The sequence below is a fragment of the Streptomyces sp. MnatMP-M17 genome, from assembly GCF_900091995.1.
In the GTDB taxonomy this organism is placed as follows: domain Bacteria; phylum Actinomycetota; class Actinomycetes; order Streptomycetales; family Streptomycetaceae; genus Streptomyces.
On the sequence record NZ_FMDK01000194.1, the window covers coordinates 1 to 8,773 of the forward strand.

Below are 8,773 nucleotides of genomic sequence, written 5' to 3' on the forward strand. Positions count from 1 at the left end.
GGCGGCTCCCCGGGCCGGCCGCGCCGCCCGGCGCACGGTGCTCAGCTCCTTCGTACAGCTCACCGATCTGCATCTGACGGACGTTCAGCACCCGGTGCGCACCGAGTATCTGCGCTCGCAGGGAGTATCCGGATGGCGGCCTCAGGAGGCGCTCACCGTGCCGGGAGCGGTGGCCCTGATCGAACAGATCAACGCCATCAGCGCCGGGCCCGCGACCGGTGAGCCGCTGGCCTTCGCCGTGACGACCGGCGACAACACCGACAACAACTCGCGGGCCGAACTCGACTGGTATCTCACGGTGATGAGCGGCGGCCGTATCTCTCCCAACACGGGCGACAGCCGACGTTACGAAGGAGTGCAGAACTCCGACGAGCGGCTGTTCTGGCATCCGGAGGACTCCCGCCGCGACACCGACAAGCAGTACGGCTTTCCCCGTATCGACGGTTTCCTGGAAGCCGTGATCCGCTCGGTGAACAGCCCGGGACTGCGGCTCCCCTGGTACTCGACCGTCGGCAACCACGACAGTCTGGCCAGCGGCGCCATGGCCGACCGCAGCGGTTATCTGGCCGAGTTCGCGGTTGGGGCACGGAAGCTGTACGACATCTCGGACGTCGACGCCAAGGCCCTGGCGAAGATCCTCGCCAAGGGCAGTATGCCCGGCGGCGACGAACTGATCGATCTGCTGCGCCGATCGAGGCGCTCGATGCGCTCCATCACTCCCGATCCGGGCCGGGCGCCCTTCGGTCCGCGCGAGTATGTGTCCGCGCATCTCGACCCGGCACATCTGGGAGCGGGCCCGGCGGGACACGGCTACACCTCGGCCAATCTCGACAGCGACACGCTTTACTACACGTTCCCGATGGGCGACAACATCACCGGTATAAGTCTGGACACCACCGACCGCGCCGGGCACTTCACGGGCTCGCTCGACACGACGCAGTTCAACTGGCTGAAGCGGACGCTCAAGGAGCACCGGGACGGATACGTCGTGGTCTTCAGCCATCACAACAGCTGGACAATGACCAATACACATCCCGATCCGGCCCGGCCCGGCGAGGGCCGGCACAACGGCGAGGAGGTGCTGGCGCTGCTCAACCAGCATCGGCCCGTGCTGGCCTGGGTCAACGGTCACAGCCACCGGAACTCGATCAACGCGCGCGGCTCCTTCTGGGAGGTCTCCACGGCCTCGCACATCGACTTCCCGCAGCTCGCCAGGATCATCGAGATCACCGACAACAGGGACGGCACCCTGTCCCTGTTCACCACGCTGATCGAGTCGGCGGCGCCGCACCGGACGGACTTCCAGGATCTGTCGCAGACCGGACTGGCCGCGCTCTACCGGGAGTTGGCGCACAACGCGCCGGGCTCCACCACCGCGCCTGCGGGCAAGCTGATGGACCGCAACACCGAACTGCTGATCACGCGCTGATCTGCTCGCCGGTCATGGGCTGATCACTCGTCGATGAGCCGCTGGAGCGCCGGCGCGTACAGCTCGGCCAGACGCTCCGGTGCGGCCCGCGCGTTGGCGCCCTCGCGGTGCAGGCTGAACGTGGCGCCGAGGCCGAGGAGCTGCCCGACGATCAGCTCGGCCCGCAGGGCGCGTTCCCGGCCGGTCAGAAGAGCCGTCAGCCGTCCGGTGATCTGCTCGGCGAAGCGTTCGCGCAGCAGGACGCGTTCGTCGTCGTTGCCGAGCGCGAACACGACGCGCAGCAGCGGATCTCCCTGCTGCTCACGGCGGCTGCGGACCATGCTCAGCACCATATGGCGGCCCAGCGCGTCCAAGGGCGCGGCGAAGAGCTGGTCGGCGGCGGGGCCGAAGTCGGCGACGATGTTGAACAGCCGTTCCTTGGTACTGAAGTGCTTGACGATGAGCGAGGCGCTCACGCCCGCGTCGGCGGCGATGCCTCGCAGAGTCACCTCGGCATAGGGACGGAAGGCGAACGCGCGCCGCGCGGCCAGCAGGATCGCGTCACGCCCTGTGCCCGCCTCCGTAGGAGACTCCCCGCCGGTCCCAGCCCCGGTCCCGGTGTCTGCCGTCCCGTCCGCTGCCTGCCCGTTCATGTGCCCTCCTGGGCCAGCGACGCCGTCCGGTCGTCCCGCCCGACGGTACCGGTGGCCGTGATCCGCTGCGGCGGCAGACACAGCGTGACGGCCAGGGCCAGCAACGCCGCGCCTCCCGCGATCAGGAAGACCAGCAGATAGGCGTGGAGCGTGGGCGCCGTACGGCCGTCCACCTCGAAGGTGACACGGGCGAGCACAGCGGCGACGGTGGCACTGCAGAAGGCCTGTCCGACCGAGCGCATCAGGGTGTTGAGACCGTTGGCCGCGCCGGTCTCACTGACCGGCACCGCGCGCATCACCAGCGCGGGCAGCGCCGAGTAGGCGATCGCGGTGCCCGCCGCGACGACGGTCGCGCCGAGAATGATCGTCCAGAGCACATGACTTGTGAAGAAGCGCACCACATAGCCGGCGGCCAGAACGGCCGAGGCGACCGCCAGCGCGGTCTTGGGCCCGTATCTCGCGGAGATCCTCGCGGACACCGGCGACAGGGCGACCATCGCGAGCCCGCCGGGCAGCAGACAGAGCCCGCTCACGACGATGGACGCGCCCAGGCCGTAGCCGGTGCTCGTCGGTTCCTGGACCATCTGCGCGGTGGCGAGGGAGTTGGCGTAGAAGGCGAAGCCGATCAGCAGCGCGGCGATATTGGCGAGCAGCACCGCGGGCCGCGCGGAGACGCGCAGATCGACCACAGGCGTGCCGGCGCGCAGCTCGTACCAGCCCCAGAGCACTCCGATCACCACGGCGAGTACAAGCAGTCCGAGCGTACGGACAGAGGTCCAGCCCCATCCGCCGCCCTGGGTGACCGCGAGCAGCAGACAGAGCAGTGCGGCGGAGAGCCCGACGGCGCCCGGCGCGTCGAACCTGCCGTGGGTGCGCCGCGGCGATTCCGGTACGCAGAGCAGCACCAGCACGATGTCGAGCACGCCGAGCCCGGCCGAGGCCCAGAACATGGTGTGCCAGTCGTAGTGCTCCACGACCAGGGCGGCGACGGGCAGTCCGACGGCCGCGCCGATGCCCAGCGTCGAACTCATCAGCGCGACCGAGGACAGCACACGCTCGGGCGCCAGCTCGTCGCGCATGATGCTGATGCCCAGAGGCACGACGGCGAGCGCGGCGCCCTGGAGGGCGCGGCCCGCGATCAGCACGCCTATCTGGGTGCTGACGGCGCACAGCACGGACCCGGCGGCCAGCACGCCGAGGGAGGCGAGAAGGACCCGGCGTTTGCCGTACATGTCACCGACCCGACCGAGAACGGGCGTGCAGATGGCGCCGGTCAGCAGCGTGACGGTGACCAGCCAGCTCGCGGCGGTGGGAGTGGCTCCGGTGAGCGCGGGGACATGCGGCAGGAGCGGGACGACCAGCGTCTGCATGACGGCCACGACCACTCCGCAGAACGCGAGGACGGCGACGAGGAAACGGGGATGCGGTGCGGCGGCGGGCTCGGATATCGCTTCTCTCGCTCGGGTCATCTCTCTCCGTACAGACAGGGATGCGTCTCCCCGTACAAATGGGGACGCGACAGGGGTGCACAACCGTTCACCCCACAGGGTAAACACATGTGCACCCCGGCGGCGGTCCGGGCCGCACCCGGCGTTCACCGGGCTCGTACCACCCGCGCGTCAGGTGTTTCCGCGACCCTGCACACTGTTCTGGGCGGTTCCCGGTCCGCTGCCCGCCCGACGACCGCCGTGGGAGGCACGATGGCGCTTCAGATCAGCGCGACCAATCCCGAGCAGCCCGCTGTGCTGCTCGACCTGCCGTGGAACGTGCCGCTCGACGAGTGGCCCGACGCCTGTCTGGTGGCCCTGCCCCGCGGTATCTCACGCCATGTCGTCCGCTTCGCGTCCGCGGGGCCCGAGGTGGTGGCGGTCAAGGAGATATCCGAGCGCGGCGCGGTGCGCGAGTTCGGGCTGCTGCGTGATCTGCACCGGCTCGGCATTCCCGCCGTGGATCCGCTGGCGGTGGTGACGGGACGCGTGGACGCGGACGGCGAACCGCTGGAGCCGGCGCTGATCACCCGCCATCTCAAGGGCTCGCTGCCCTACCGCTCGATGTTCGAGTCGACCATGCGTCCCACGACCGTCAAACGGCTCATGGACGCGCTGGCGGTCCTGCTCGTACGGCTGCATCTCGCCGGGTTCGCCTGGGGCGACTGCTCGCTGTCCAACGCGCTCTTCCGCCGTGACGCCGGTGCGTACGCCGCGTATCTGGTGGACGCCGAGACGGGCCAGATCCAGCCGAATCTGAGCCGGGGCCAGCGGGAGTACGACATCGAGCTGGCCCGGGTGAACATCGCCGGCGAGCTGATGGACCTGGAGGCGTCGGGCGCGCTCCATCCGTCGGTGGATCCGGTGCCGTTCGGCGCGGCGATCGTCCAGCGGTACGAGGACCTCTGGCACGAGGTGACGCGGGAGTCGGTGTATCCGGTGGACAAACGGCACTACATCGACCGGCGTATCCGCCGCCTGAACGATCTGGGCTTCGATGTGGCGGAGATGCAGATCGAGCGCTCTCCGGTGGGCGACACGGTCACCTTCCTGCCGAAGGTGGTCGACGCGGGCCACCATCAGCGGCAGCTGCTGCGGCTGACCGGTCTGGACGCCGAGGAGAACCAGGCGCGGCGGCTGCTCAACGATCTGGAGAGCTGGATGGCCGGCGAGGAGGACTACGCGCCGGGCGATCCGCTGGGCGCCCGCCCGGAGGTGCTGGCGCACCGCTGGGTCCGTGATGTCTTCCGGCCGACGGTACGGGCCGTACCGCTGGAGCTGCGCGGTGAGATGGACGCGGCGCAGATCTACCACGAGGTGCTGGAGCACCGCTGGTATCTGTCGGAGCGCGCGGGACACGATGTGGGTCTGGAGGCGACCATCGAGGACTATGTCGCGCATGTGCTGCCGCACTCGGTGAAGGCGATGATCCCGCCGACGGCGGACTCGGCGAACGGCCTGTCTCCCTGATCCGTCCCGCTGAAACCGGTGCGTGACCACGCGCCGCGCGTACGGGCGTGTACGGGCGTCACTGCAAGGCGCGTACCGCCGCCGCGAAGAGCGACGGCATCCGGGCCGCCGCCGGGACGATCAGCCGCGCGCCCGCCGCGTGACCGCTGACCCGGAGCAGCCCTTCCGTCAGCAGCCGGTGGCGCCGGGAGAGCCTGCGCCACGCGTCCTCGTACTCCTGGGGCCGGCCCGCCTTCAGACACCGTACGGCCGCCTCCGCCGATGCCAGCGCGAGCGCGATGCCCTCGCCGGTGAGCGCGTCGACATAGCCCGCCGCGTCGCCCACGAGCAGCACCCGGCCCGCCGTACGGCCACGTACCCGCTGGCGCAGCGGGCCCGCGCCGCGCACCGCGCTCACGGGCTCCCCGTCCAGCAGGGACAGCAGCCGCGGGAAGCCGGCGAGATGGTCGTCGTAGCCACGTCGCACCGTGCTCAGTACGGCCACACCGACCAGATCGTCGGCCACCGGCGTCACATACGCCTCGCCCGCCGACGACCAGTGCACCTCCACGAAGTCCGTCCACGGCTTCATGCGGTAGTGCCGCCGCAGACCGTACCTCCGGGGCCTGCGGTCGGGCAGGCTCAGACCGAGACTGTGCCGTACGGGCGAGTGCAGTCCGTCCGCGGCCACCAGCCAACGGGCCCGCAGCCCGCCCGCGCTCACACAGTCCGCGCTCTGCGCGATGTCGCCGACCCGGCCGGTCACAAATCCCACTCCGGTCTCCTCGGCCCGCCGCGCCAGCGCCGTGTGCAGCTCCGTACGCCGTGTCCCGAGCCCCGGGCCGTCGTCGAACGGCGCCTCTGCCCGGTGGGATCCGCGTACATACCGGATTCCGCGCAGCGGATGGCCAGGCGGCAGGTCGAGTCCGAGAGCGGTCAGCGCGCGTACGCCGCTGGGCATCACGCCTTCGCCGCAGGCCTTGTCGACCGGAGTGGCGCGCGGTTCGATCACCACCGTCTCCAGTCCGGCCAGCGTGGCGTGGACGGCCGTGGCGAGTCCGGCGGGCCCGCCGCCCACCACCAGGACGTCGATCACGGACGCGCGCCCGCGACGGCAGTCTCCAGCGCGCGGTTCTCACACCGTATCCGGACGGTCAGCAGCGCCGCGTTGAGTACGGTGAACAGCAGCGCGGTGATCCAGGCGCCGTGTACGAGAGGCAGCGCGAGGCCCTCGGCCACCACCGCCACATAGTTGGGGTGCCGCAGCAGCCGGTAAGGACCGCCCGTGACCAGCGGCAGTCCCGGCACGACCAGCACCCTGGTGTTCCAGCGCGGTCCCAGCGTACGGATGCACCACCAGCGCAGCCCTTGCGCGGCCACGGCGACGGCGAGCATCGTCCAGCCGAGCGCCGGGACGAAGGAACGGCCGGTCAGCCACACCTCGGCCAGACAGCCGAGCAGCAGGGCCGTGTGCAGGACGACCATCGGCGGATAGTGTCCCTGGCCCCGCTCGACGGCGCCGCGCTCCAGACTCCAGCGCATATTGCGGCGGGCGACGACCAGTTCGGCGACGCGCTCCGCACCGACGGCCAGTACCAGCACGGTGTACCAGATCATCTCTCCCCGTCCCTCTCCGCCGGTCGCGGCGGCCCGTCCGGCGCTACCACCGGAGCAGCACCAGTTCGGAGCAGAATCCCGGCCCCATGGCGAGCATCAGTCCCGCGGTCCCGGGCGGTGGCTGCCGTTGCTCCAGCGTGTCACGGAGCACGTGCAGCACGGACGACGAGGAGAGGTTTCCCACGGCCGCCAGTGAACGCCACGTCATGTCGAGCGCCCCGTCGGGCAGTTCGAGTGCCTCCTCGACGGCCTCCAGCACCTTCGGCCCGCCCGGATGGCACACCCACGCGGTGATGTCCTGACGCCGCAGACCGTGCTCGGCCAGGAATCCGTCGACCTCTTCCGGGAGGTTCTTGCGTACGAGATCGGGCACGCTCGCGTCCAGGACGATACGGAAGCCGGAACCGGTGATGTCCCATCCCATCACCTCCTCGGTGTCCGGATAGAGATGGCTGCGGGTGCCGATGACGACGGGACCGGCGGCGCGGCGCCGGGATCCGCAGGCGACCACGGCCGCCGCGCCGTCCCCGAAGAGCCCGGAGGCCACGAGATTGGCGGGCGAAGGATCGTTTCGCTGGAAGGTGAGCGAGCACAGCTCGACCGAGAGCAGGACGGCCACATCGTCGGGCCGTCCGAGCAGATAGTCATGGAGCCGGGCGACTCCCGCCGCGCCCGCCACACAGCCGAGTCCGAACACCGGCACTCGTTTGACATCGGGACGCAGACCGAGCCGTTGCACAAGACGCGCGTCCACCGACGGCGCGGCGATACCGGTCACCGAGGTGAACATCAGCAGATCGACATCGCGCGGGGAGAGACCAGCCGCGTCCAGCGCTCCGCCGACGACCTCGGCTCCCAGCGGTACGGCCGTGGCGATGAAGGCGTCATTGACCTCGCCGAAGTCCTTCAGTTCCGCGTACTGCTCAAGAGGCAGGGCCGTATGGCGCGTGAGCACGCGTGCGCTGCTGTGCAGCCGGTCCAGTACCCGGCGGTCGACGGTGCCGGGCAGACAGGCCCTGGCGACCATGTCCGTGAGGTCCTGCTGGGAATGCTGATACGGAGCCAGGGCTCCATGGACGGCTGCGATGCGAGTCATCTGCGGTCCGAGGTCGAGGGACGGTCGAGGGCGACTGACGAGCCATCCCTGCCCCCGCACCGCCGCATCACACGCGAAGTCGCCTGTACGGCCCCGCGAGAGCGGTATCGCGCGGATCCGCCGCCGGACGGGTGGGACGTCGGCGTACTCGTATGGTTACCGCGCCCTGCCTACGATGACCGCGTGGACGCTATCGACGCGGTGGACGCGGCCGACGGGACGGCTCCGTCGAGTGGGACGGCTCCTTCGGGCGGTACGGGCCTTTCCGGCCGGACGGAAAGCATCGGCCGAGGGCCGCGCGGCGGCGCACCGGGACGGTGGTCACGCCGGGCCGCCGCCCTGCTGGGCGCGTGCCACCCGGGGCCCACGGCCGCGGTGACACTGCTGATCACCGGACTCGCGGTGGCCGCAGGGCAGGACGCGTCCGGATGTGCGCTGGTGGCCGCCGCCGTGCTGACCGGGCAGTTGTCGGTCGGCTGGAGCAATGACGCGCTCGACGCGGCGCGCGACACCACGGCCGGACGGAGCGCCAAGCCCGTGGTACGCGGGGCCGTGAGCGCGCGGGCCGTGGGAGCCGCCGCGCTGATCACGCTGGCTCTCTGCGTACCGCTGTCCCTCGCGTACGGGCGGCTCGCCGGTGCGGTGCATCTCGTCGGAGTGGCCGCGGCGTGGACGTACAACCTCCGGCTCAAGTCGACCGTCCTGTCCTGGCTGCCCTACGCGGTCGGCTTCGCCGCGCTGCCCGTCTTTGTGACGCTCGGTCTGCCCGGGCAGCCCCGGCCGGCCTGGTGGATCGTCACCGCGGCGGCGCTGGTGGGCGTCGGCGCGCATCTCGGAAACGTACTGCCCGACATCGACTCCGATCTGGCTCTGGGCGTACGCGGCTGGCCGCAGCGGCTGGGACCGGCCCGGACAAGGCTGCTGCTGCCCGCGCCGCTGGTGGTGGCGACGGTCCTGCTCGTGCTCGGCAGGCCGGGCGCGCTCGGTGCCGTCGCCGTCGCCGTGGCCCTGGTCGCCGGGATCGGCGGCTCGCTGATGGGCCGTCACCGGCCGAGGGTGCCCT

The 8,773-nt window shown here is 70.7% G+C and carries 8 protein-coding genes; 3 read left to right on the forward strand and 5 right to left on the reverse strand.

Features of this window, described 5'->3' with window-relative positions; all coding sequences use genetic code 11:
* Positions 1–1,429 (forward strand): TIGR03767 family metallophosphoesterase (locus tag GA0115259_RS09460; RefSeq protein WP_107469152.1); only part of this gene is annotated, 1,429 nt, incomplete at its 5' end.
* 23 nt (positions 1,430–1,452) lie between these two features.
* Here GA0115259_RS09460 and GA0115259_RS09465 read toward each other — a convergent pair.
* Both GA0115259_RS09465 and GA0115259_RS09470 read right to left on the reverse strand, forming a co-directional pair.
* Complete coding sequence (locus tag GA0115259_RS09465) at positions 1,453–2,061, reverse strand: TetR/AcrR family transcriptional regulator (protein ID WP_093593697.1); 609 nt, start codon at positions 2,059–2,061, stop codon at positions 1,453–1,455.
* On the reverse strand, positions 2,058–3,530 hold the full coding sequence (locus tag GA0115259_RS09470) for an MFS transporter (RefSeq protein WP_093593700.1): 1,473 nt from the start codon (positions 3,528–3,530) through the stop codon (positions 2,058–2,060). Before GA0115259_RS09470 ends, GA0115259_RS09465 begins: the two co-directional genes overlap by 4 nt.
* Before the next feature lie 231 nt (positions 3,531–3,761).
* Here GA0115259_RS09470 and GA0115259_RS09475 point away from each other — a divergent pair, with 231 nt between their 5' ends.
* On the forward strand, positions 3,762–5,018 hold the full coding sequence (locus tag GA0115259_RS09475) for a DUF4032 domain-containing protein (RefSeq protein ID WP_093593703.1): 1,257 nt from the start codon (positions 3,762–3,764) through the stop codon (positions 5,016–5,018).
* A 58-nt stretch (positions 5,019–5,076) separates the two neighbouring features.
* Here GA0115259_RS09475 and GA0115259_RS09480 read toward each other — a convergent pair whose 3' ends face one another.
* The 3 genes from GA0115259_RS09480 to GA0115259_RS09490 are packed head-to-tail and all read right to left on the reverse strand — an operon-like array spanning position 5,077 to position 7,710.
* Entirely contained in the window at positions 5,077–6,093 is a 1,017-nt protein-coding gene (locus GA0115259_RS09480) for an NAD(P)/FAD-dependent oxidoreductase (RefSeq protein WP_093593706.1), read from the reverse strand.
* Positions 6,090–6,614 carry an isoprenylcysteine carboxyl methyltransferase family protein gene (locus tag GA0115259_RS09485; RefSeq protein WP_093593709.1) on the reverse strand — a complete coding sequence of 175 codons (525 nt, stop codon included), beginning with the start codon at positions 6,612–6,614 and terminating at the stop codon, positions 6,090–6,092. Before GA0115259_RS09485 ends, GA0115259_RS09480 begins: the two co-directional genes overlap by 4 nt.
* Before the next feature lie 43 nt (positions 6,615–6,657).
* Positions 6,658–7,710 carry a type III polyketide synthase gene (locus GA0115259_RS09490; protein WP_093593712.1) on the reverse strand — a complete coding sequence of 351 codons (1,053 nt, stop codon included), beginning with the start codon at positions 7,708–7,710 and terminating at the stop codon, positions 6,658–6,660.
* A 183-nt stretch (positions 7,711–7,893) separates the two neighbouring features.
* Here GA0115259_RS09490 and GA0115259_RS09495 point away from each other — a divergent pair.
* Positions 7,894–8,773, forward strand: an 880-nt coding sequence (locus tag GA0115259_RS09495; RefSeq protein WP_370747565.1) for a UbiA family prenyltransferase, incomplete at its 3' end; no start/stop codon positions are given.